General features: G+C 59.5%; 20 protein-coding genes and 1 tRNA gene. 16 read left to right on the top strand and 5 right to left on the bottom strand.

The window, feature by feature from the left end; translation table 11 throughout:
- Positions 1 to 10: 10 nt before the first annotated feature.
- From yihA to rpmH, 4 genes are read right to left on the bottom strand one after another with little or no spacing between them, the layout of a single operon-like run.
- Positions 11 to 664 carry a ribosome biogenesis GTP-binding protein YihA/YsxC gene (gene yihA / locus AGR1_RS11485; RefSeq protein ID WP_035263945.1) on the bottom strand — a complete coding sequence of 218 codons (654 nt, stop codon included), beginning with the start codon at positions 662 to 664 and terminating at the stop codon, positions 11 to 13.
- Complete coding sequence (gene yidC / locus AGR1_RS11480; RefSeq protein ID WP_149146950.1) at positions 661 to 2,463, bottom strand: membrane protein insertase YidC; 1,803 nt, start codon at positions 2,461 to 2,463, stop codon at positions 661 to 663. Before yidC ends, yihA begins: the two co-directional genes overlap by 4 nt.
- Positions 2,463 to 2,846, bottom strand: a complete 384-nt coding sequence (gene rnpA / locus AGR1_RS11475) for a ribonuclease P protein component (RefSeq protein WP_080791462.1) — start codon at positions 2,844 to 2,846, stop codon at positions 2,463 to 2,465. Before rnpA ends, yidC begins: the two co-directional genes overlap by 1 nt.
- 36 nt (positions 2,847 to 2,882) lie before the next feature.
- Positions 2,883 to 3,020, bottom strand: coding sequence for a 50S ribosomal protein L34 (rpmH, locus tag AGR1_RS11470; protein ID WP_003493611.1), 138 nt, complete (start codon positions 3,018 to 3,020; stop codon positions 2,883 to 2,885).
- Positions 3,021 to 3,372: 352 nt separating this feature from the next.
- Here rpmH and AGR1_RS11465 point away from each other — a divergent pair, with 352 nt between their 5' ends.
- The 16 genes from AGR1_RS11465 to AGR1_RS11385 all read left to right on the top strand — a co-directional run bounded on the left by AGR1_RS11465 (position 3,373) and on the right by AGR1_RS11385 (position 22,232).
- The gene (locus AGR1_RS11465) at positions 3,373 to 5,421 is read left to right on the top strand and encodes a methyl-accepting chemotaxis protein (protein WP_080791461.1); all 2,049 of its coding nucleotides are present in this window, start codon (positions 3,373 to 3,375) and stop codon (positions 5,419 to 5,421) included.
- 249 nt (positions 5,422 to 5,670) lie between these two features.
- A complete protein-coding gene (locus AGR1_RS11460; protein ID WP_162927530.1) occupies positions 5,671 to 7,089 on the top strand; it encodes a HAMP domain-containing sensor histidine kinase in 1,419 nt (472 codons plus the stop codon).
- A gap of 217 nt (positions 7,090 to 7,306) precedes the next feature.
- Positions 7,307 to 7,383 (top strand) — tRNA-Arg (locus AGR1_RS11450).
- A gap of 465 nt (positions 7,384 to 7,848) precedes the next feature.
- Positions 7,849 to 8,994 (top strand): ABC transporter ATP-binding protein, encoded by a 1,146-nt coding sequence (locus AGR1_RS11445; protein ID WP_187772120.1) that lies wholly within the window; start codon positions 7,849 to 7,851, stop codon positions 8,992 to 8,994.
- Positions 8,991 to 9,917, top strand: coding sequence for a sugar ABC transporter permease (locus tag AGR1_RS11440; protein ID WP_149146949.1), 927 nt, complete (start codon positions 8,991 to 8,993; stop codon positions 9,915 to 9,917). Before AGR1_RS11445 ends, AGR1_RS11440 begins: the two co-directional genes overlap by 4 nt.
- Positions 9,917 to 10,738, top strand: coding sequence for a carbohydrate ABC transporter permease (locus AGR1_RS11435; protein WP_149146948.1), 822 nt, complete (start codon positions 9,917 to 9,919; stop codon positions 10,736 to 10,738). Before AGR1_RS11440 ends, AGR1_RS11435 begins: the two co-directional genes overlap by 1 nt.
- Before the next feature lie 42 nt (positions 10,739 to 10,780).
- A complete protein-coding gene (locus AGR1_RS11430; RefSeq protein WP_080791458.1) occupies positions 10,781 to 12,073 on the top strand; it encodes an ABC transporter substrate-binding protein in 1,293 nt (430 codons plus the stop codon).
- A gap of 66 nt (positions 12,074 to 12,139) precedes the next feature.
- Positions 12,140 to 12,940: a phosphodiesterase gene (locus AGR1_RS11425; RefSeq protein WP_149146947.1), complete on the top strand. Its 801-nt coding sequence runs from the start codon at positions 12,140 to 12,142 to the stop codon at positions 12,938 to 12,940.
- Between the two features lie 289 nt (positions 12,941 to 13,229).
- A complete protein-coding gene (locus tag AGR1_RS11420; RefSeq protein WP_080791456.1) occupies positions 13,230 to 14,726 on the top strand; it encodes an acetyl-CoA hydrolase/transferase family protein in 1,497 nt (498 codons plus the stop codon).
- A gap of 183 nt (positions 14,727 to 14,909) precedes the next feature.
- Positions 14,910 to 16,232, top strand: a complete 1,323-nt coding sequence (locus AGR1_RS11415) for an alpha/beta hydrolase (protein WP_149146946.1) — start codon at positions 14,910 to 14,912, stop codon at positions 16,230 to 16,232.
- A 126-nt stretch (positions 16,233 to 16,358) separates the two neighbouring features.
- On the top strand, positions 16,359 to 17,396 hold the full coding sequence (locus tag AGR1_RS11410) for a 4-hydroxyproline epimerase (protein WP_149146945.1): 1,038 nt from the start codon (positions 16,359 to 16,361) through the stop codon (positions 17,394 to 17,396).
- 112 nt (positions 17,397 to 17,508) lie between these two features.
- On the top strand, positions 17,509 to 18,546 hold the full coding sequence (gene pyrC, locus AGR1_RS11405) for a dihydroorotase (RefSeq protein ID WP_149146944.1): 1,038 nt from the start codon (positions 17,509 to 17,511) through the stop codon (positions 18,544 to 18,546).
- A 145-nt stretch (positions 18,547 to 18,691) separates the two neighbouring features.
- Complete coding sequence (locus tag AGR1_RS11400) at positions 18,692 to 19,390, top strand: orotate phosphoribosyltransferase (protein ID WP_149146943.1); 699 nt, start codon at positions 18,692 to 18,694, stop codon at positions 19,388 to 19,390.
- Positions 19,391 to 19,490: 100 nt separating this feature from the next.
- Positions 19,491 to 20,417, top strand: a complete 927-nt coding sequence (locus AGR1_RS11395) for a carbohydrate kinase (RefSeq protein WP_080791451.1) — start codon at positions 19,491 to 19,493, stop codon at positions 20,415 to 20,417.
- 124 nt (positions 20,418 to 20,541) lie between these two features.
- Complete coding sequence (locus tag AGR1_RS11390) at positions 20,542 to 21,507, top strand: acetylxylan esterase (protein WP_149146942.1); 966 nt, start codon at positions 20,542 to 20,544, stop codon at positions 21,505 to 21,507.
- Positions 21,504 to 22,232 (top strand): alpha/beta hydrolase-fold protein, encoded by a 729-nt coding sequence (locus AGR1_RS11385; RefSeq protein WP_080791450.1) that lies wholly within the window; start codon positions 21,504 to 21,506, stop codon positions 22,230 to 22,232. The genes AGR1_RS11390 and AGR1_RS11385 overlap by 4 nt, the downstream gene beginning before the upstream one ends.
- A gap of 62 nt (positions 22,233 to 22,294) precedes the next feature.
- Here AGR1_RS11385 and pgi read toward each other — a convergent pair whose 3' ends face one another.
- The gene (pgi, locus tag AGR1_RS11380; protein ID WP_149146941.1) at positions 22,295 to 23,920 is read right to left on the bottom strand and encodes a glucose-6-phosphate isomerase; all 1,626 of its coding nucleotides are present in this window, start codon (positions 23,918 to 23,920) and stop codon (positions 22,295 to 22,297) included.
- Between the last annotated feature and the right edge of the window lie 33 nt (positions 23,921 to 23,953).

Raw genomic sequence — 23,953 nt, 5'->3', positions numbered from 1 at the left:
GGCATGCCTCTCAAAGAGAGATCGTTCTGACGATCTCGGCCCGCAGGCTGTCCAGCCCGAATGATTTTTCCGAGGATGTGGCGAGAACTTCCGGATAGGCGGCGGGACGCTTGCGGATTTTCTCCAGCGTTTCGCCGATCAGCCGCGGAACGCCGGCATCCTTGATCTTGTCCGTCTTCGTCAGCACGATCTGGTAGGAAACGGCCGCCTTGTCGAGCAGGGTCAGAACCTCCTCGTCATTCTTTTTCACGCCATGGCGGGAATCGATCAGCACGTAAACGCGCTTCAGCGTCGCACGGCCGCGCAGATAATCGAAGACGAGCTTCGTCCAGGCGTCGACCTGATCTTTGGGGGCCTGCGCATAACCGTAACCGGGCATGTCGACCAGCGCCATCGGCGGCAGATCGCCCGCTTCGCCGGAATAACCATCCGGAACGAAATAGTTCAGTTCCTGCGTGCGTCCGGGCGTATTGGACGTGCGGGCAAGCCCCTTGTGGCCCACCAGCGCATTGATGAGCGAGGACTTGCCGACATTCGAACGACCGGCGAAGGCAATCTCCGGCGGGCCTTCGGGCGGCAGGAATTTCATTGCGGGAACGCCGCGAATGAAAATCCAGGGTCGCCCGAACAGGGGCTTTTCGGTTGCCGTGCCGGTCTCACTCATTTCGATTGCACCGGCTTTCGCTTGAACAGCCCCTTAATGTTATCGAACAGCTCGATCTTGGCGCCCTGGCGCTTCATGATGACGGCCTGCTGGGTGATGGAGAGCGTATTGTTCCATGCCCAGTAGATGACCAGACCGGCCGGGAAGGAGGCCAGCATGAAGGTGAAGATCAGCGGCATCCAGTTGAAGATCATCGCCTGCGTCGGATCGGGGGGCGTCGGGTTCATGCGCATCTGCAGGAACATGGTGATGCCCATGACAAGCGGCCAGACACCGATCATCAGGAAGTGCGGCACGTCGTAAGGCAGAAGGCCGAACAGGTTGAACAGCGAGGTCGGATCCGGCGCGGAAAGGTCGTGAATCCAGCCGAAGAACGGCGCATGCCGCATTTCAATGGTGACGTAGATGACCTTGTAGAGCGCGAAGAAGACCGGGATCTGCAAAAGCATGGGCCAGCAGCCGGCCACCGGGTTGATCTTCTCTTCCTTATAGAGCTGCATCATCGCCTGCTGCATGGCCATGCGGTCATCGCCATGCTTGGCTTTCAGCTCTTCCATCTTCGGCTGCACGCGCTTCATGTTCGCCATGGAGGCATATTGCTTGCTGGCGAGCGGGAAGAAGAGAGCCTTGACGACAATGGTCGTGAGCAGGATCGCCACGCCGAAATTGCCAAAATAACGGAAGAAGAAATCCATCAGTTTGAACATCGGCTTGGTGATGAAGTAGAACCAGCCCCAGTCGATCAGAAGGTCGAACTTCGGAATGGCGTAGGTCGTTTCGTAGCGGTCGACCAGCGGCACTTCCTTGGCGCCGGCAAAGACGAGGCTCTTCAGCTCGATCGACTGGCCAGGCTCGACCGTCAGTGCATCGCTCTTGAAGTCGGCCTGGTAGCTCGGCTGATTGCCGGTGATGTGCGAGTAGCGCGTCTCGAACGGTGTCGTCTGCGGCGGAACGATGGCCGCGGCCCAATATTTGTCGGTGATGCCGAGCCAACCGCCGGTCGCCTTTGCAACTGTTACCGGCGCTTCTTCGACGTCCTTGTATTTTTCTTCCGTCAGGCTGCCATCCTTGCCGGAGACGCCGAGGAAACCTTCATGAATGACGAAGACCGGGGGAACCGCGGGCTTGTTGTTGCGCGTCACACGGCCATAGGTGGCGAAGGAGATCGCCGCCTGTCCGGGGTTCTCCACCTTGTCGGCAACCGAGATCATATAGTGCTCGTCGATCGAAACCGTACGCGAGAAGATGACGCCCTTGGAATTGGTGTAGGTAAGCGTGACCGGAGTGGTTTCCGTCAGCTTGTCGCCGTTGGCAAGCGTCCAGACGGTGGTCGGGCCGGGCACGCCGCCGACGTCCTGTGCCGCAACGTAACCGAGTTCGGTGAAGTAGCCCTCCTTGGTGTCGGAGGGCGAGAACAGCGTGATGATCGGGCTCGAGTCATCGACGGTCTCATGGTAGTCCTTGAGCCGGATGTCGTCGAAGCGGGCGCCGGTAAGGTTGATCGAGCCGGCGATGGCGCTGGTGTCGATGGCGACACGCTGGGTTTTTGCGATTGCCTCTTCGCGGGTCGCGGTGGCGGCGGCCTGCGGGGAGGATGCGGGCGGTGCGCCTTCAACGGCGGCCCCTGGTGCGGCGCCTGGAGCCTGCTGCTGTTGCTGCGTCGTTTGCTGCTGCGCCTGGCGGGCCTCTTCGGCGCGGCGCTGCTGCTCGATACGCGGATTCATATAAAGGAATTGCCAGGCGAGGACGATGACAACCGAAAGGGCTATCGCGATGAAGTAATTGCGGTTCTTTTCCATCATTCTTTCCTGGAGCGGGTCTCCTGGGACCGTTTCGGTTTCGCCGTTCCTTCAATTCGCTCGTTAAGGAGAGACTGAAGTTTCGGGAAGGCTGTATCTAGCACGTCCCTGCGGGCGACAATCACATAGTCATGACCGGGCTTCATTGCGACCCCGGCAGAAAGCCTGACGGCTTCCTTGAGACGGCGGCGCATGCGATTTCGCTCGACCGCGTTGCCTTGTCTTTTCGTTACGGTAAAACCGACGCGAGGCTCGGTTTCCGGGGCTTTCCGGTCAAGCACTTCCAGAAGAAAGGTGCCTCCCCGCCGTTTTTCTCCTGCCTGAACGGCAAGGAAATCCGACCGGTTTTTAAGCCGGCCGGGCAGTTTTCCTGTCTTGCTCATGTGCCCGCGACTTTCACCGGGTCACAGAGACGGCAATTAAGCCGAAAGACGAGCGCGGCCGCGCGCACGGCGGGCTGCGAGAACCTTGCGGCCGCCGGCGGTAGCCATACGGGCGCGGAAGCCATGACGACGCTTGCGGACGAGCTTGGACGGTTGGTAAGTACGCTTCGACATTTATTTAATACCGCGGTGTGCGGCCCTTCTTGAATTTGCAATAATTTGCAAGAGCGTTTCGTTTTTTGCACGGCTAACCCCGCCTGGGCGAGCTTTCAATGGCCGAGCGTGCGCGGCTTATAAGGGCATAGGCCGAGCAAAGTCAATTGCCGAAGGGGTTTTCGCGCTTCACCTTTTTCGGAAAACGCATCGCCATCTCCTTCGCCGACAGCCGATAGAGGCCGATTCCAGCGCGTAGTCGGTAAAATCCGAAATTCTTTCTTAACGCGGCATTGATAAATCTTGTGACGCGAAAAGTTATGCCAGCTTCCCATTTTCATCGCGCAGCTGGTTTTTTGTTGGGGGAACGAAGTTGAGAATTCGCGGTCGTATCAATCTACTTGTCGGGCTGATGAGCCTTGTTGCCTGTACCATTGGCGGGCTGTCCATCTATGCGATCAACGAATTCTGGGTTCGTTCGCATCATTTCGAGAAAGCCGCCGAAAGGGCTTATAAGGGAGAAGCGCTCAACCGACTGGTGACGGCAGTCGTCATGGACGCGCGCGGTATCTATGCGGCCCCCGATGTGGCTGCGGCCACCCCCTTTGCTAACGGCATGGTGAAAAATCTCGACGCCATGGAAAAGCTGATCGCTACTTGGGCCCCGCTGGTGCCGGCCGAGCAAAAAGTGAGTTTCGACAAGCTTGTCAATCGATCCAAGGAGTTTCGGTCCTTCCGCTTGGAGACGGTTCGTCTCGGTAAGGAAGTCGGGCCCCAGGCGGCCAACCAGCAGGGTAATAACGAGGCTAACCGCGCCAACCGCAAGGCTTATCAGGCGGAGATCGACAGTGTCGTGAAAAACGACCTTGCCGAACTCGAAGTCGTGAAGGCCGGGGTTGATTCTTTCAGCACCGCTATATTCTGGGTGATTGTCGCGGTGACGGTTGCAGGTGTCGGCGCGGGAGCGGCCTTCGGCCTGTATATGGGAACGCGGCAACTCAGCGCACCCATCCGCAGGGTTTCGCAGGTGATGAATGCCGTGGCCGACGGAAATCTCGATGCCGCCGTCCCCTATCTCGGCCGCAACGATGAAATCGGCGAAATGGCCGCGGCCGTCGAGGTCTTCAAGAAAAACGGCAGCGAAGTGCGCCGCATGAATGCGCAGGAAGCCGCCATGCGCGCCAAGAGCGACGATCTGCAGGCCGGCATGGCCATCGTCGTCGACGCTGCGGCCCAAGGCGATTTCAGCCGCCGCATCAACAAGGATTATGGCGACGACAACCTCAATCGTTTCGCTGCGACGATCAATTCGCTCCTCATCGGCGTCCATAATGGCGTGTCCGAGACCAGCCGCGTCATTGAAGGCCTTGCGCGGGGCGATCTGACGGAGAGAATGGATGGCGAGTTCCGCGGCGTCTTCGCCGAACTTCAGGTGAACGTCAACCAGACGCTGACCAAGCTGCGCGAGACGATGCGCGAAGTGCGCGGCAGCACGGAAGGCATCAGCGGCAACGCGAACGAATTGCGCTCGGCGGCCGACGACCTGTCGAAGCGGACGGAACAGCAGGCGGCGGCGCTGGAGGAAACCTCAGCCGCTCTGGATGAGATTACCGCCGTTGTTCGCAATTCGACCGATCGTGCGCAGGAAGCCAGCGCCATGGTCGCCGAAACGAAGCAGAAGACGGAGGAGTCCGCCAATGTCGTGCGCGACGCCGTGTCCGCCATGGATCGTATCGAGCATGCCTCGCGCGAAATCAGCCAGATCATCAACGTCATCGACGAAATCGCCTTCCAGACGAACCTGCTGGCGCTGAATGCCGGTGTGGAAGCCGCCCGTGCAGGCGAAGCGGGCAAGGGCTTTGCCGTCGTCGCTCAGGAGGTGCGAGAACTTGCGCAACGATCCGCAACGGCTGCGAAGGACATCAAGGCGCTGATCACCAAATCCGGCGAGGAGGTCGGGCGCGGCGTATCGCTGGTGCAGAGAACTGGCGGCGCACTGAGCGAGATCGAGACCCGCGTTCTGGCAATCAACGAGCACATCCACTCGATCGCCACGGCCGCCAGGGAACAGTCCACCGGACTGCACGAGGTGAATACTGCCATCAACCAGATGGATCAGGTAACGCAGCGCAACGCCGCCATGGTGGAGGAGACCTCGGCCGCAACCCACAAGCTGAGCAGCGAGGCGGACCATCTCGTGACGCTCGTGGCGCGCTTTAACGTCGGCGTGGAGAATGTGCAGCGCAGCCCCCGCATCGAGCAGCCCGCGAGACCGATGGCGGTCTCCGCCGGTCCGGTGGCGGTCTCCGGCAGGACGCCGGCAGTGGCGTCTCCGGCCCGTAAATTGATGAACAGCGTCAGCCGCGCGCTCAATGCCCAGCCTGCGGCGGCACCCGCGCATGGCGACTGGCAGGAGTTTTAGACGACAAGCGGTCCGCTTCAGACTGGCTCATTTTCAAACGCCGCCCCTGCCGGGCGGCGTTTGTTTTTCCTGCAATGAAAACCTTTATTTTGCAGTGCATTGGAAAAATATCCATTAGGTCCTATTATCATCACTGCATATAAACCGAGCCGTTCCACGCAAGCAGCGGCGCGCATACAGGATCATGGCCCGGTGTTTTCTAAAGGCGTAGACAGCTTGGACCGCACGCAAGACGATCCGGTGCATTGCATGCCGGGATTGACCGCCGGTCTTTCGGGGCGGTTGCTGTTGCTCACGGTCATCTTCGTGATGATCGCCGAAGTGCTGATCTTCGTGCCTTCCGTCGCCAATATGCGCCTTTCATGGTTGCGCGACCGTCTGAATACGGCCGCCGCCGCAGGGGCTGTCATCGATGGCCTGCAGGCTGAACTGCCGCGAAGCGTGCAGAACGACACGCTGATGGCGACCGGAGCGAAGCTTATCGCCCTGCGCAAGGACGGCACGTCGCGCTTGCTCGCCGTGGCGGAAACGCCGCCGGGCGTCGATGAGCAATATGATCTTTCCGACGTTTCGCAGGTGGCGGCGGTGCGGGACGCCTTTTCCACCCTGCTGTTCGGCGGCAACCGCATCATCCGCGTTTTCGACGTCGTCGGCGACAGCGACACGATCATCGAACTGGTGCTTGGCGAAAACAAGCTGCGGGCGGCAATGCTTGCCTATGCCCGCAACGTTTTCCTGATTTCCATCGTCCTGTCGCTGATCACCGCAGGCCTGATCTTCGTCTCCATCAACCGCATCATGATCCGGCCCATACGCCGGCTGACGCTCGGCATGCAGAACTTCTCCGAGGACCCTGGCAATCCCGAGCGGATTTTCGTACCTGATGAGGGAACGGATGAACTATCGGTTGCCGGCCGCCACCTCGCCGATATGCAGACAGAACTGCAGAAGACCCTGCGGCAACAGAAGAACCTCGTGGATCTCGGCCTCGCGGTCTCGAAGATCAACCACGACATGCGCAACATCCTCTCCTCCGCCCAGCTCATGTCAGACCGTCTGGTCGATGCCAAGGATCCGATGGTCAGGAGCTTCGCGCCGAAACTCTTGCGCACCATCGACCGCGCCGTGGCCTATACGGGCGAGGTTCTGGCCTATGGCCAGGCGACCGAAGGCGCGCCGAAACGCAAGATGGTGCAGTTGAGCCTTCTGGTGCGGGATGTGCGCGATATTCTGGCGCTCGATCCGGATAGCGGCATCGAGTTTCAGGACAGCGTTCCCTCCGATCTCACGGTGGATGCGGATTCCGAGCAGCTCTTCCGGGTCATCCACAATCTCTGTCGCAATGCCGTTCAGGCCCTGCAATCCGATACCGCGAATGCCGGGCTTCGACACCTCTCCATCTCGGCACAGAGGGCTGGCAGCGTCGTCAGCATCGTCATCGATGACAATGGGCCGGGAATGCCGCGCAAGGCGAAGGAGAACCTGTTTTCTGCTTTCAGGGGGTCGGCGCGCTCCGGCGGCACGGGCCTCGGGCTGGTCATTGCCCGCGAACTCGTGCTTGCCCATGGCGGCACGATCGCGCTCGTCGAAAAGCCCGGTCCCGGCACGCAGTTCCGCATCGAGATCGCCGACCGCGCCGCTTCCGTGCAGGCGGCCAGAACCGCCTGAAAAACCTGCTCCGCAGCGGGTTCGCACAATCGTTCTCCCCGCCCAAACGGACATGGTATCTGGCCCGTGGAAAATGACCTTCATGGAATTTTAAATAAAATCAATTAGATACATGAATTGCTGCGGAAAAATGACAATTTCGAAGCGAAATCGCTTGCATTCGGAATGAGGACGTTTTAGAGGATCGCCACGCCACCGGAAACGACCGGAACGGCACGCACCCGTAGCTCAGCTGGATAGAGCACCAGACTACGAATCTGGGGGTCAGGAGTTCGAATCTCTTCGGGTGCGCCATTTCTCTTCCCATAAAATGAAGTCCTGAAACAATCGCTCTCACGCGCGATATCGCTGGTATTGGCAAGTCCTTCAGACGGATGCTTCGACGCTCCGTAGGGCCGCGTGAATTCCGAACGTTCCGAATATGTGCTAAAGTCACCCTTTCATCAGCTGTCCCCGGGGTGAAAGCCGCGTTGGAAACGGACAAGGTGTTTGCGGGTTCGATTCCGGAAAATACGACCACATGTGATTCTCGCCGCCGTTTAAACCGGCACTGCCGACCCGGTTCTCAGTCTTTAAATGCTAGTGGGGAATATCTGAGCAATGCCCCCTAAATATTAGTGGTTTTGGGTGAAGGCCTGTACCAAAGGGTTTTCCGATAGTCCGGGATTATCGGGCTTTCGAGTGTCATCGAACCTTCCTCAAACCTTCGTCATATTGTCATACAATAAAAGCATATGCGCTCCAGAAAAGGAGCGCAGAATGACGCCACAATCACTTGAACTTTCAGGAATCGGCAAGGGCTTCGGCGCCGACGATGTTCTGAAAGAGATCGATCTTTCCATCCGTCCCGGAGAGTTTTTGTCTCTCGTTGGTATGTCGGGCTGCGGCAAGTCCACGCTTCTGCGTATCATTGCGGGGCTGGAAACGCCGGATCGCGGTTCGGTGTCCATCGGCGAACAGGATGTGACGGAGGTTGATCCGAGCGATCGCAATCTGGCGATGGTTTTCCAATCCTACGCCCTTTATCCGCACATGAGCGTGCGCCAGAACATTGCCACACCGCTCAGGATGCGGCGCCTGCCCTTTGCTGCACGTCTGCCGCTGATCGGACGTTTTGCGGCCCCTGCGGAAACATTGAAGCAGATCGATGCCGCCGTCGAGCAGGCGGCCGAGACGCTACAGATCGCGCATCTGCTGGATCGCAAGCCGGCGCAGCTTTCCGGCGGCCAGCGTCAGCGTGTGGCGCTTGCAAGGGCGCTGGTGCGTTCGCCCGCCGCCTTCCTGATGGACGAGCCGCTTTCCAACCTCGATGCGAAGCTTCGCGCCCACATGCGTGAGGAACTGGCGGGCCTGCACCGTCGGCTGGGGGCGACCTTCATCTATGTCACCCATGACCAGATCGAAGCCATGACCATGTCCGACCGCATCGCGCTGATGTCGGAAGGCCGTATCGAGCAGCTTGGTACGCCGGACGAGCTTTACCGCAAGCCCGCGACCCTGACGGTTGCGCGTTTTATCGGCACGCCCTCGATCAACCTGCTGCCCGTCGAAATCGATGCGCAAGGCAAGATCGCGGCTTTTGGACGCGATCTTGGCATTGAAGGTGCTGGCCGTGATGCCGGCCCGGCGACGCTCGGCCTTCGTGCAGAAGATTTACGCCCGGGCGAAGAAGGTTTTGCCGTGCGCGTGGTGCGCAGCGAAACCCACGGCGCCGACCGTTTCGTAAGCTGCCGCCTGCTGAGCGACGAGACGGTCGCTATCACCCTGCGTCAGGGCGCCGGCGATGCCGTGGGCGCGGATATGAATGGCGTGATGAATCTCGGCTTTGCGCCGGAACGCGCGCATCTTTTCGCGGCCGACGGTCTGCGCCGCAAGTTGACGGTGCGCGAGCGGGTGCCGGCATGACGGCGGTCGATTTTTCCACGGCCGCGCGCGCGAAGGCTCGCCCGCGGCTTTCAAAGGCGGACCGGCGGATGATTTGGCGCGGCCTGATGTTCGCTGCTCCCGCAAGCCTGCTGCTGCTGGCGATCTATATCGTTCCGATGTTCGTTCTGGCCGGTTTTTCTGTCACCGATTATCAGCTCGGTTCGCTTTCCACCCGTTTTGTCGGCTTTGGAAACTTCATCAAGGCGTTTCAGGATCCGGTTTTCCTGCGCTCTCTGGCCAATACCGCCATCTATGTGCTCATCGTCATTCCCTTCGGTGTGTTTCTGGCACTCGGCGTGGCTTTGCTCGTGTATAATCGAAAGCGCAGCCGCGCTTTCTGGGAGGTGGCTTATTTCCTCCCCGTCACCGCAACCCTCGTCGCCATGGCGACCGTGTGGCAGTTCCTGCTGCATCCCTCGCTCGGTCCGGTGAATGCGGCGATCAAATGGTTCGGTCTCGAACCGGTCGCCTTCCTCTCCAATCCCGTCCTCCTCATTCCCACCATGGCGCTGATGGGCGTCTGGCAGATCCTGGGTTTCAACATGGTGCTGTTCCTCGCGGGCCTCACCGCCATTTCTAAGGATCTGCACGAGGCGGCGCGGCTGGATGGCGCCAAGAACCCGGTTGACCGGTTCCTGACCGTAACCTGGCCGATGCTCGGACCCACGACCATGTTCGTGGTGGTCACTACCTCCATTTCGGCCTTCAAGGTGTTCGAGACGGTGGCTGTGCTGACCAAGGGCCGCTTCGGCTCGGAAACCCTGCTGTTCGACCTCTATCTCGAAGGTTTCGAATATTCCAACACCGGTTATGCCGCCGCGCTGACGATCATCTTCCTTGTGATCGTGCTGGTCCTGTCGATCGGCCAGACGCTGCATATGGACCGGAAGGTGCATTACTGATGGCCGTACTCCGCAAATATTTCCCGCATCTCGTGCTTGCGCTCGGCGCTTTCGTGATGCTCCTGCCGTTCTACTGGATGGTGCTGACTTCGATCCGCTCGCCGGCGGAGATTTTCGATGTGTCGCTCTGGCCGATCCCGCAAAAATTCGACGCTGTCGACAACTATGCACGGGCTGCGGGTCAGGTGCCAATGGCGCGTTTCATGCTGAACGGCGTCATCGTTTGCGTCGGCATTCTCGTCGTGCAGATCCTGACCTCGGTTCCGGCGGCCTATGCGCTCGCGAAGCTCCGGTTCCCGGGCCGCAAGCTGCTGTTGGGCCTCGTCATTGCCGCGCTCTGCGTTCCCATTCAGGCCCTGGCATTGCCGCTCTTCGTCGGTCTGGCCAAGACAGAGCTGTTGAATACCTATTTCGCGATGATGATGCCGTTCTTCCTGTCGGTCTTCGCCATCTTCCTGTTCAACCAGTCCTTCCGCAGCTATCCGAATGAAATCATCGAGGCCGCCCGCATGGACGGGTTCTCGGAAATGGAGATTTGCTGGGGGCTGGTCCTTCGCGGTTCTCTGCCTTCGCTTGCCGCTTTCTCGATCTTTTCGCTCGTTGCCCACTGGAACGACCTTTATTGGCCGATGATCGTGGTCTCCGACACCAATCTCGCCCCGCCGCCGCTTGGCATGATGCTTTTCGCGGATGTCGAATCCGGCGCCAATTACGGTGCGCTGATGGCGGGCGCAACACTGATTACCGCGCCGATGGTGCTGTGCTTCCTCCTCGCACGGCGGCATTTCATCGCCGGTATTACCATGACCGGCGTCAAGTGACGCCGTTCAGATTTCCTCCTCACAACCTTTCTGGAGACTGACATGAAACTCAACCGACGCGCTGTGATGGGCGGTCTGGCTCTTGGCATGGCTTTTGCTGGCCTCGCTCAGCCGGTTCTGGCCAATGAAATCACGCTCAATGTTCTTTACAACCTGCCGGGCTTCACCAAGTTCCATCAGCCGCTGGCCGATGAATTCATGAAGAAGAACCCTGATGTGAAGATCAACTTCCTCGCTCCGGCCGCCGGTTACAATGAAGGCCAGCAGCAGGTTCTGCGCTCCGCCGTCACAGGCAATCTGCCGGATGTTTATTTCTCGGGTTACAACCTGACGGCTGAACTCGTTCACACGCTCGCACCGCGCAACCAGATCACCGATCTCGGCCCATTCATTGAGGCTGAAGGCGGTCAGGCTTTCCTCGACAAGAACTACAGCCCGAAGATGGCGGCACTCGGCCAGATCGACGGCAAGCAATATGGTCTGCCGGTCAACGCGTCCTCGCCGATCATCTACATCAACTCCGACCTCGTGACCAAGGCTGGCGGCGACCCGGACAAGATGCCGACGACCTTTGCGGAGCTCATTGCTCTCGCAAAGAAAATCAAGGCGCTCGACCCGAAGTTCGCCGGCATGAGCTACGATATCAACGGCTGGCCGGACGACTGGTTGTGGCAGGCGCTCATCGTCGAACAGGGCGGCAAGCTCGTTGACGAGAAGGCCAAGACCGTTGGCTTCGACAACGAGATCGGCCTCAACGCCCTGAAGATGACCCGTCAGTTCGTCACCGAAGGTGGTCAGAACCTGCTCGACTGGGATCAGTCTCGCCAGCAGTTCGGTGCAGGCCTCACCGGCTTCATCTTCTCGACGCCCGCCCACGTTCAGACGATCCAGGGTCTGGTCGGCGACCGCTTCAAGCTGAAGACCGCAACCTTCCCGCTCGACAACAAGGAAAAGGGCGGCGTTCCGACTGGCGGTAACTCGGCTGTTATTCTGACCCAGGACAAGGCCAAGCAGGACGCGGCGTGGAAGTACCTGAAGTGGATCACCGGTCCGGAAGCGCAGAACACTATCGTTCGCATCACCGGTTACCTGCCGACCAACAAGCTGGCCACCGGCCCGGACTTCCTCGCTCCTTATTATGTCGAGAACCCGAATGTGAAGACCGCTTCGCTTCAGGCTGACCGTTCGCTCCCCTGGGCCGGTTATCCGGGTGGCGATTCCGTCCGCATCTGGCGCACCCAGCGCGACATCATCGGCACCGTCATGCGCGGTGAGGTGACGCCGGAAGTTGGTCTCAAGCAGATCGTCGAGCAGACCAACGCCCTGCTGAAATAAGCAAAACCATTGAAAAGGCTGCGGGGAAATCCGTTCCCGCAGCTATTTTGCGCAGAAAGCCCTGTTATGAAGATCATCCAGATCACCGACACTCATCTCGTACCCCCCGGCATTGCTGTAAACGGCGTCGACCCGGAAAAGCAGCTGCGCGCGGCGGTGGCTGATATTGTCGAAAAACACGCCGACGCCGATCTTCTTGTGATGACGGGTGATCTTTGCAATTACGGCGAGCCGGAAGCCTATGAACTGCTGCGCGACATCCTCGCGCCGGTCTCGGTGCCTGTGCGGCTGATGCTCGGCAATCACGACCGTCGCCCGGAATTCGTGGCTGCCTTTCCCGAGCAGCCGCGTGATGACAACGGCTATATCCAGTCCTTCATCGACACTGAATTCGGTCGGCTGCTGTTTCTCGACAGCCACGAGGCCGATATGATCGGCGGCATGTATGGCGCGGATCGTCTGGCATGGCTGGAGAGTGCGCTGGAAAGCGCGGGCGAGTTGCCCGCGACAATTTTCATTCATCACCCGCCGATGGATTGCGGCATCCGCCATTTCGAACATATCGGTATGCATGATGAGGGCGCTGTCATGCGCCGGCTCGTCGCTCATCCGGCCGGTATACGTCACATCATTTTCGGCCATATACATGTGCCGATGGCAGGGACGACCGCCGAAGGTATCGCCTACAGTTCCGGTCAGGCCTGCGCGCATCGTTTCATCACCGATATCGATGTTGTCGATCCGCTGTGGACGGGTGGTAATCCCTGCTACCGGATCATAAGCCTTGGTGCATTCGGCCTGCGTGCCTATGACGCGGAAGTTGGGCAGGTCGTGCTCGGTCAGGCGCCTGTCTGCGAAGGTCCCTGACACCGGACGTTTCCGTGTTATACGGGGATGACCTCCGCCTCGTGCCTGGTCCCGGTGCAGGGTGCGAGGTTTTTTGCCGATTACAGGGTTGCGGTGGTGAGAAGATCCTGCGGCCTGTCGCGCCGATGCGCCACTTCTGGTTTGTTTAACGGGATGCGATGCATCGACACCATCGTTCCGTGCGCACCCTTGATCTATGTCAGTTTCATCGATGAAACTGCACGCCATAGTCGCCGAAAGATGGCCGACCAATGCCGTGCCATCGTGATGACAGATCATGGAGAATTGCATGCTTGAAAAGCGTATCCGCAACGCGTCCCTCTTGAACAGGATCGTCAGCGCCGAGGAGGCCGCCAGTCTCATTCAGGATGGCATGACGGTGGGCATGAGCGGCTTTACGCGCGCCGGTGAAGCCAAGGCAGTGCCGCTGGCGCTGGCCGAGCGCGCCAAGACGAACCCCATGAAAATCACCCTGATGACCGGCGCTTCCCTCGGCAACGACCTCGACAAGACCATGGTCGAGGCCGGCATGCTGGCACGCCGCATGCCGTTCCAGTCCGATCCCGCTTTGCGCAAGGCGATCAATGACGGGAAGGTGATGTTCATCGACCAGCATCTTTCCGAAACGGTGGAGCAACTTCGCGGCGGCCAGATTCACGGCGTTGACGTCGCCATTGTCGAGGCCGTGGCAATCACGGCGGAGGGCGGCATCGTGCCCACCACCTCCGTCGGCAATTCCGCAAGCTTCGCCATTCTGGCCGATAAGGTCATCGTCGAGATCAACCTGTCGCAGCCCGAGGTGCTGGAGGGGCTGCACGACATCTTCATTCCCGCCAAACGCCCGACCCGCATGCCCATTCCCGTGGTCGCGACGGATAGCCGTGTCGGCCTGCCATTCATTCCGGTGCCGTCGGAAAAGATCGCCGCCATCGTGCTGAGCGACAAGAGCGACAGTTTCTCCACGGTGCTGCCGCCGGATGACGAGACCAAGGCGATTGCCGGCCATCTCACCGAATTTCTTTTGAACGAGGTGCGTCATGGCCGCATGACCCACGAATTACAGCCGCTTCAGGCCGGCATCGGCACCATTGCCAACGCCGTGATGCACGGTTTCATCGATACGCCGTTTCACGATCTGAAAATGTATTCGGAAGTCCTGCAGGATTCGACCTTCGAACTGTTCGACGCTGGCAAGCTGACCTTTGCCTCTGGTTCGTCAATCACGCTTTCTTCTGCCATGAACGAGCAGGTCATGCCGCGACTGGCCGATTACAAAAGCAGGCTGATCCTGCGTCCGCAGGAGGTGAGCAACCATCCGGAAGTCATCCGTCGCCTTGGCATCATCGGCATCAACACCGCGCTGGAATTCGATATCTACGGAAACGTCAATTCCACCCATGTCGGCGGAACGCACATGATGAACGGCATCGGCGGCTCGGGGGATTTCGCCCGCAACGCCTATATGTCCATTTTCGTCACCAAGTCGATCGCCAAGGGCGGGGCTATTTCCAGTGTCGTACCGATGGTCAGCCATGTCGATCATACCGAACATGATGTCGATATTCTCGTCACCGAAATCGGGCTTGCCGATCTGCGCGGGCTGGCGCCTCGCGAGCGTGCGGCGGTCATCATCGCGAACTGCGTGCATCCTGATTATCGCGATGCGCTGATGGATTATTACCGCCGGGCGGCAGCGCGGGGCGGGCATACGCCGCATCTCATCGAAGAGGCGCTGTCGTGGCATCAGGCGTTGCGGGAAAAGGGCACGATGCGACCTCAGCAATAGGCGTTGAAACAGGTTGTCCACTTGCCGGTTTTTTGACCGGCAATTGGGTCTGTTTGGACACACCGCTGGGGAAAGTGCCCGTCACTCCGCTTAGGTTGCTGGCGCGACTGTTCCGCCTCCGGTAGAAAATCCTCTCCACCCGGCCGCTATCGAGCTGCCTCAGGGTTGCAGGAGAGTGATGTGATGCCCATTCGCTTCGTCGCCATGATCACGATTGTCGCCCTGCTTGCCGGTTGCGGCGGGCGGCCGATCGGTGTGATGACGCCAACGGGACAAACTGTGGCCGGTACGACGCCGGTCAATCTCCTCGTTGCGACAACGCGCGCCCCTTCCGAAAATCCTGCGGTTCTTTTCGGCGGCGAGCGGGGAACGGGGCTGAAGGTCGATGCGGTCACGGTCTCCATTCCGCCTGCTGCCAACCGCAAGGTTGGTCAGGTGCAATGGCCGAAAAAGCTGCCACCCAATCCGCTGACGGATTTCACCACGGTTGCGGTTGAGCCCATTCGCTCCGAAGCCGAAACCAGAAGCTGGATCAGTAAGCATATCGCGAAGGACCGCCGTGTGCTGGTCTTCGTGCATGGTTTCAACAATCGTTACGAGGAATCCGTCTATCGTTTCGCCCAGATCGTCCATGATTCCGGCACGGATGTCGTGCCTGTGGTGTTCACCTGGCCGTCGCGCGCGAGCATTTTCGACTATAATTACGATAAGGAAAGCACCAACTATTCCCGCGATTCCCTGGAGGAGATGCTGACGCGGCTGGCGAAAGATAAATCCATTCGCGAAGTCACCGTCATGGCCCATTCCATGGGCACCTGGCTTGCGGTGGAGGCGCTGCGCCAGATGGCCATCCGCAACGGCCGCGTTGATCCTAAGATCAGCAATGTCATTCTGGCCGCCCCGGATCTCGATGTCGACGTGTTCAGCCGGCAATTCAGCAGCCTCGGCAATATGCCGCCGAAATTTACGCTCTTCGTGTCGCAGGATGACCGCGCGCTCAGCCTGTCGCGCCGCATTTCCGGTAATGTCGATCGCCTCGGTCAGATCGATCCTTCCGTCGAGCCCTATCGCAGCCAGCTGGAAAAAGCTGGCATCACGGTTCTCGATCTCACAAAGCTGCAATCCGGTGATCGTCTGAACCACGGAAAATTTGCCGAGAGCCCGGAAGTCGTTCGCCTGATCGGTGACCGTCTTATTGCGGGCCAGACGGTGACGGATTCCGATGTCGGTCTGGGCGAGGCGCTGGGTGCCGTCAGCATCGGTGCCGCGCAAACAGTCGGAACGGCAGCCAGCGTCGTGGTCAGCGCACCGATCGCAGTCTTCGATCCGCGCACGCGGGAGAATTACGGCAGGCAGGTGGAGCGGCTCGGCCGTTCCGTCGAAAACACCGTCGGATCGGTGGGCGATACAGCCGGTTCCGTGGTGGATGATCAGGCGGTTCAATCCTCCAGAGTGAATTGCGATGCCGCCGCCAATCGAAGCCGGGCGGAATGCCGTAATCGCTAAACGACGACGCGTGCGGGGCGGCGAAAACGTTAAGCGATTTTGTCACGACGCTCCCGCAGATTTGTATACAGCTTGTATTTTTATCTGTATGGTCGGGTTAATAACCCAACTTCCGGAGTTTACCCCATGCGTTGGAAACGCACCCTCCAGCTTCTCGATGTTCATTGCGAAGGCGAAATCGGCCGTGTCGTCACCGGCGGCGCGCCGAAAATTCCCGGCAATACCGTGGCCGAACAGCTTCACTGGATGAATACCGATCCGCAGGGGGAGGCGCTTCGCCGCTTCCTGACGCTGGAACCGCGCGGCACGCCGATGGGATCAGTCAATCTACTCCTGCCGCCGAAGCACCCGGATGCGCACGCGGCTTTCGTCATTCTCCAGCCGGATCAGGCGCATGCCAGCTCCGGTTCCAATTCCATCTGCGCAACGACGGCGCTTCTGGAAAGCGGCATGGTGGAAATGCAGGAGCCGGAAACCGTCATCATCCTCGAAACGGCGGCCGGTCTGGTAAAGGCCACGGCCACCTGCCGCGATGGCCGTTGCGAAAAGGTCAAGCTGACCATGGTGCCATCCTTCGTGCACGAGCTGGATGTCAGCATCGACACGCCCGAATGGGGCAGGGTGACGATGGATATTTCCTATGGCGGCATTTTTTATGCGCTGGTCGATGTTCGCCAGATCGGCCTTACGATCGAAAAAGCCAATGCGGCAAAGCTGGTCTCGGCGGGTATGATCCTGAAGGACCGCGTCAACCGTGAAATGACGGTCGTTCATCCGGAAATTCCGGCCATTTCCGGCGTTGCCTATGTCATGTTCCGGGATGTGGATGCGGACGGTTCCATCCGCACCTGCACCACCATGTGGCCGGGCCGGGCGGATCGCTCGCCCTGTGGCACCGGCAATTCCGCCAATCTCGCCACGCTTTATGCGCGCGGCAAGGTGAAGGTGGGAGATGAGTATAAATCCCGCTCGATCATCGGGTCGGAATTCGATGTCGGCCTTTCCGCCGTCACCGAGGTGGCGGGCCGTCCAGCCGTCATTCCGACCATTGCCGGACGCGGCTTCACCTTCGGTCTGCACCAGGTGGGCCTCGATCCCTTTGACCCGCTGGCCGATGGTTTTGCCATGACCGATGTCTGGGGTCCGGAAGCGGGCAACATCTGAAGCGGGCTTCAAAAAAATGACATTTACAGCTGCCTGATGGTCTCTGGCGGCTGTTTTCCCGCGACAAAAGATGCTAAGCGGGCGCAATTCCATCATGCTCCGAGGTATCCCGATGAAGTCGCTCACCCTGCGCCGCCCTGATGACTGGCACCTGCATCTTCGTGATGGCGCCATGCTGGAAGGGGTGATCGGGGATACGAGCCGCCATTTCGCCCGCGCCATCATCATGCCGAATTTGGTGCCGCCGGTTGTTACCACGGCCGATGCCCGCGCCTATCGCGAACGCATCGTCAAGGCAATTCCGGCGGGTGACCGTTTCGAACCGTTGATGACCCTCTATCTGACCGAGGACACGCAGGCCGACGATGTGGAAGAGGGCAAAAAAAGCGGCCTCATCACTGCCGTAAAGCTCTATCCGGCGGGGGCGACCACCAATTCCCACGGCGGGGTGCGCGATTTCAACAAGGCCATGCCGGTTCTGGAACGCATGGCGAAGATCGGCCTGCCGCTTTGCGTGCATGGTGAGGTAACGACGCCGGAAGTCGATATTTTCGACCGCGAAAAGGCCTTCATCGATACGGTTCTGGAACCGCTGCGCCAGCGCCTGCCGGAACTGAAGGTGACGATGGAGCACATCACCACCCGCGACGGCGTGGATTACATCAAGTCTTCCAAGGCCAACATCGCCGGCTCAATCACCACCCATCATCTCATCATCAACCGCAACGCCATTCTGGTTGGCGGCATCAAGCCACATTATTACTGCCTGCCCGTCGCCAAGCGCGAGGAGCACAGGCTGGCGCTGCGGGCTGCTGCGACGTCGGGCGACGCGCGCTTCTTCCTCGGCACGGACTCCGCTCCGCATGTGGACCCGCTGAAGGAATGCGCCTGCGGCTGCGCCGGCATCTATACCTCGATCAACACCCTGAGCTGCCTCGCCCACGTCTTCGAGGATGAAAACGCCCTCGATAAACTGGAAGCCTTTGCCTCGCTCAACGGTCCGGCCTGGTACGGGCTGGCTCCGAACGAGGAGACGATCACGCTGGTCAAGCGCGAAGAACCTGTGTCATTCCCGGCCAAGATCGAAACGGGCGCGGGGCCGGTCACCGTGTTTGACCCGATGTTCCCGCTTCATTGGGATGTAGACTGATTTTATGACCGCCGGCACTGCCGGCGGTTTTGTTATGGTCTGCCAGTACCTTGGCGGGCGACGACATACCGAACAAAGACGCGTGCTTTCCGAACACCCATCCGGGTTTTCGGAGCGAGAAACAGGGCCCAAAAGGAGAACGCCTATGAACCACTTCACATTCACCGATCGCACCGTCGTTGCGGAACTGGTTGCGAAAATGTTGTGGGAAATCAAGGCGGTCCATTTCAATTCCGAAAGCCCCTATACCTTTGCCTCGGGCATGAAGAGCCCTGTCTATATCGACATGCGCAAGCTCATCTCTTTCCCGCGCATTCGCTCCGCAGTCATGGATTTTGCGGCGGCGGCGGTGATGCGCGAGGCGGGTTTCGAGAAATTCGACTGTGTCGCCGGCGGTGAAACGGCAGGCATTCCCTTTGCTGCTTTCCTTGCCGAGCGCCTCGGCCTGCCAATGATCTATTGCCGCAAGAAGCCGAAAGGCCACGGCCGCAATGCCCAGATCGAAGGCCATATGCCGGAAGGCGCTCGCGTTTTGGTCATCGAGGATCTGACGACGGCCGGAGGCTCGATGTTCACCTTCATCGACGCCATTCGCGCGGCGGGCGGGATTGTCGATCATGGTATCGCGCTGTTCTATTACGGCATCTTCGAAGAGGCTAAAGCACGCTTTTCCAACGGCAATGTCAAGCTGCATTACCTGACCACCTGGCGCGATGTTCTTGCGGTCGCCCGCACCGAAAAACTGTTCGACGAAAAGACCCTGTCGGAGGTCGAAGCCTTCCTCGATAACCCCCTGCCATGGTCGGCAAAGCACGGCGGTGTCAGCGAATTGCCGCAATCTTAATTTCGGATGCGGCCAGCCCGGTTTTGCGGCTGGCCTTCCGATCGATCTTCGTCTAAATCGATTTAAGTCCATTTGATTTGCTGTTTTGAGGAGGACCGTAATGATCCTGTGTTGTGGTGAAGCCCTGATCGACATGTTGCCCCGGCAGACGACGCTGGGCGAGGCGGGTTTTGCCCCCTATGCAGGCGGAGCGGTCTTCAACACGGCGATTGCGCTGGGGCGTCTCGGCGTTCCTTCCGCCTTCTTCACGGGTCTTTCCGATGACATGATGGGTGATATCCTGCGGGACACCCTGCGCGCCAGCAATGTCGATTTCAGCTATTGCGCCACCCTCTCGCGCCCGACCACCATCGCCTTCGTGAAGCTGGTGGAAGGTCATGCGACCTATGCGTTCTACGATGAGAACACCGCTGGCCGGATGATTACCGAGAAGGAGCTTCCGGCACTGGGCGCGGATTGCGAGGCGCTGCATTTCGGCGCGATCAGCCTCATCCCGGAGCCCTGCGGCAGCACCTATGAGGCGCTGATGACACGCGAGCATGAAAGCCGTGTCATTTCGCTCGATCCCAATATCCGCCCCGGTTTCATCAAGGACAAGCAGTCGCATATGGCCCGCATCCGCCGCATGGCCGCCATGTCTGACATCGTCAAGTTCTCGGATGAGGACCTCGCCTGGTTCGGTCTTGAAGGGGATGAGGACACGCTTGCCCGCCATTGGCTGCATCACGGTGCAAAGCTGGTCGTCGTCACACGTGGCGCCAAGGGCGCGGTGGGCTACACCTCCGGCTTGAAGGTTGAGGTCGCCTCTGAACGCGTCGAGGTCGTGGATACCGTTGGTGCTGGTGACACCTTCGATGCCGGCATTCTGGCTTCGCTGAAAATGCAGGGCCTTCTCGCCAAGGCGCAGGTTGCCTCACTGACGGAAGAGCAGATCAGAAAGGCGCTTGCGTTGGGGGCAAAGGCTGCGGCAGTCACCGTTTCGCGGGCTGGAGCGAATCCGCCCTTTGCGCATGAGATCGGTTTGTGATGGGCGCGGTTGAACCATTTTGAACAGGTGGTTCAACACTCTTCCCGGCGCCAAAGCCGTAAAAAACCGTTATTTCGATATTATGAAGCTTGTGTCCGCTGTTTTTTCACGAAACAAGCATCGCATGAGCGTTCCCAAGTCCCATCCTTTTGATTTCGACCCGACCTATGGCATGCAGCGTGAACAACTGCTGGCCATTACCCCGCCCGAGGCGCCACCGGGCTTCGATGATTTCTGGAAAAAGCGCTATCGCCGCGCGCTGGCCACGGATCCCCGGCCGGTGCTGCGCAAGAGCAGGCTCAGCGCCCCCCGCTGGCATGTCCTCGATATGACCTACACCTCCACCGGCGGTTTTCGTATCGGCGGGTGGCTGCTGCTACCGCGCGAGGGGCAGGTGCGTCGCGGCCTCGTTGTTGGCCATGGTTATGGCGGTCGCGAGGCGCCTGATTTTGACGTGCCGGTGGAAGAAACAGCCGTGTTGTTTCCCTGTTTTCGTGGGCTTTCGCTGAGCGCCTGTCCGCCGATCTCGTCCGACCCGGCCCTACATGTTCTCTATAATATCGACAGGAAGGACGATTACGTCATCGGCGGCTGCGTCGACGATCTGTGGGTTGCCGTTTCCATGCTCATAAGCCTTTATCCCTGGCTGGACGGGCAGGTGGGTTATAGCGGCATCAGCTTCGGCGGCGGCATCGGCGCCCTGGCCATCCCTTTCGACGAGCGTATTGATTGCGGCCATCTGGTGGTTCCCACATTCGGACACCGGCCGTTCTGGCTGACGCTGCCCACCGTCGGCAGCGCAGATGCGGTTCAGACGTACCAGAAGACCCATGCCAATGTGCTCGAAACGCTGCGCCTGTTCGATGCCGCCTGTGCTGCCGCCCGCATAAAAGTCCCGATGCTGGTCGCGCCTGCGCTTTTCGATCCGGCAGTGGCGCCGCCCTGCCAGTTCGCCGTGGCCAATGCTTTGCCAGAATCGAAATTTAATGAAATCTTCATCCTCGACGCCGGACATTTCGATTACCCTGACAGCGCATCGCAAGATGCGGTCCATAAGGACAAGGTCAGACGGTTTTTCAAGGTGCCATGAAACGCGAATATCTCCGCTGGTATAGTCAAAGGCTCCATCGCGACATGGAGCTCCTGATATTCGGTCATGCCGGTGCGAAGGTGCTGATGTTCCCGACACGCGACGGGCGATTTTTCGAATATGAGGAACTGGGCCTTGTCGGCAGTCTGGCCGACAAGCTGGAGGCGGGCCACCTTCAGCTCTATTGCATAGAGGGGCTGGCCAGAGAGACCTTCTATGCAGGCGGGCATCATCCCGCCGATCGCATTCGCCGCCATGCCGCTTTCGAAGAGTATATTCTGAACGAAGTGCTGCCGCTGATGTCAGAGAAAAATCCTCACGGCAGCACCATTGTGCAGGGTTGCAGTCTCGGTGCATTTCAGGCCGCCAGCCTCGTCTTTCGCCACCCGCATCTTTTTCGCAAGCTCGTCGCCTTTTCCGGTCGTTATGATCTGACGATGAAGGTGGAATCCTTCGGCGATCTGTTCGATGGCTATTACGACGACGACGTCTATTTCCATACACCCAGCCACTTTCTTCCGGGCCTTGACTGCCCATGGCGGCTTGATCACCTGCGGCGTATCGACATGGTCTTCACCATCGGCGATGCCGACCCGTTTCTGGACAACAATCATCATCTGAGCCGTGTCCTGTCGGACAAGCAGGTGGGGCATCGTATGCACGTCTGGGACGGCCGCGCCCACCGTGCGGGTGCGTGGCGCAAGATGGCGGCGCTTTATATTTGAGCCGCCCCATTAAAAAAGCCGGAGGTGTCTCCGGCTTTTTTGGATCTTGGTCGTAACGAGTCTCAGCCCGCCAGTCCCGCCAGCGCCTTTACCAGTCCCTGCGTCGAGCTGTCATGGCCGGCAGCGCTTTCCTTGCCTTCGACGACCGGAAGCAGACCGGTTGCCAGTTCCTTGCCAAGCTCCACGCCCCATTGGTCGAAGGAGTTGATGCGGAACAGCACGCCTTCGACGAAGACGCGGTGTTCGTAAAGCGCGATCAGGCGGCCAAGCGCGAACGGCGTCAGCTTGTCGTAGACGAAGGTGATGGACGGACGGTTGCCGGTGAAGACGCGGTGCGGCGCGATGAAATCGGCTTGGCTGTCTTCCATGCCCTTGGAGGTGAGCTGGGCTTTCGCTTCGGCGAGCGTGCGGCCCTTCATCAGCGCTTCTGATTGGGCCAGGCAATTGGCGATGAGAAGCTGATGCTGGTGACGCAGTTCCGGCTCAAAGCCATTGGCAGCGATCATGAATTCCGCCGGGATCACGCTCGTGCCCTGGTGGATGAGCTGGTAGAAGGCGTGCTGGCCGTTGGTGCCGGGTTCGCCCCAGACGACCGGTCCGGACTGGCCTTCGACCGGCGTGCCATCGATGGTGACACCCTTGCCGTTCGATTCCATGTCCAGCTGCTGCAGATAGGCGGGGAAACGCGACAGGCGCTGGTCATAGGGCAGGATCGCCCGGGTCGGATAATCCAGTACGTTGCGGTTATAAAAACCGATGAGGCCGAGCAGCATCGGCAGGTTTTCGCGGATTGGCGCCTCACGGAAATGCCTGTCCATGGCGTGTGCGCCATCCAGGAACTTGCCGAAATTATCCGGGCCGATGGCAAGCATCAGCGGCAGGCCGATGGCCGACCAGATCGAATAACGTCCGCCGACCCAGTCCCAGAAACCGAAGATGCGATCGCTTTCGATACCGAAGGCGGCGACCTTGTCCAGCGCGGTTGAAACGGCGGCGAAATGGTGCTTTACGGCCTCTTCACCCAGCTTTTCGGCGATGAAGCGGCGCGCGGTGGCGGCGTTCGTCATCGTTTCGATGGTGGTGAAGGTCTTCGATGCGACAATGAAGAGCGAGGTTTCCGGATCGATGAGCTTCAGCGTATCCGCAATATGCGCGCCATCGATGTTGGAAACGAAATGCGCGCGCGGGCCATCATGGAACGGTGCGAGCGCTAGCGTCGCCATGACCGGGCCGAGATCGGAGCCGCCAATGCCGATATTGATGACATCAGTAATCTTCTTGCCAGTCGCGCCCTTGAGAGAGCCGGAGCGGATGGCGTCGGCAAACTTGCCCATGGCCGCCAGAACGGCGTTCACATCGGGCATCACGTCCTTGCCGTCAACGAGAACCGGCGTGTTGGAGCGATTGCGCAGCGCGGTATGCAGCACGGCGCGGTCTTCGGTGAAGTTGATTGCCTTGCCGGAGAACATCTCCTCGCGCTTGGCCTCGACACCGCCTTCGCGTGCGAGCTGTTCGAGAAGCGTGACGATCTCCTCATTCACGGCGCATTTGGAATAATCCATCAGCAGGTCATCGAATTTGGCGTTGAAACGGCTGAATCTCTTGTCGTCGGCCGCAAAGGCGGCGCGAAGATCGGTTGCGGCTGTGCTGCTCGCCGTTGCTTTCAGTTTTTCGATGGTGGCCTGCATCTTGTGCTCCTCGGCTTCCGTGGAAGGATGAGG

Origin of the sequence: Agrobacterium sp. B1(2019), assembly GCF_008274755.1 — a bacterium.
GTDB lineage: Bacteria > Pseudomonadota > Alphaproteobacteria > Rhizobiales > Rhizobiaceae > Agrobacterium > Agrobacterium salinitolerans.
This window is presented reverse-complemented; position numbering and strand designations above follow the sequence as displayed.